The sequence below is a fragment of the Oleiphilus sp. HI0123 genome, assembly GCF_001635315.1.
Map to the genome: position 1 here is coordinate 1 of NZ_LWGE01000646.1, position 457 is coordinate 457.

At 48.4% G+C, this 457-nt stretch carries 1 protein-coding gene; it reads right to left on the reverse strand.

Annotated features, from left to right (window positions below):
- The coding region (locus A3761_RS05860) for a MotA/TolQ/ExbB proton channel family protein (RefSeq protein WP_197472867.1) at positions 1–457 on the reverse strand (457 nt) is incomplete at both ends.

Consider the following 457-nt stretch of genomic DNA (forward strand, 5'->3'; position numbering starts at 1 on the left):
AGCCTCTATTAGAAGTATTATCAGCAACACCGTCTTTTGCACTTCCTGCACTTGAATGAATATTTCGATGAAGAATACTCGAGAACTCATCAGCGAAAGTTTCATAGCTTGTATAAAGCGCATCAGCCCTTGCCGAAAACCTGTTATAAGCAACAACAGCAGGAATTGCTGCGAATAGCCCCATTGCAGTAGCAATTAGTGCTTCAGCAATACCTGGCGCTACCGTCGCCAAGGTCGCTTGCTGCTGCTGAGCAAGCCCGAGAAAAGAGTTCATAATCCCCCAAACTGTGCCGAACAGACCAACATAAGGGCTTGTAGAGCCAACTGTTGCCAAAAATGGCAGATTGGAGTCAAGTCGTTCACCCTCTCGCGAAAGCGCAACACGCATTGAGCGCTGCGTCCCCTCCATCACGGCATCGGCGTCTACGCCTGCTTGTTGCTTTAAACGGTTAAATTC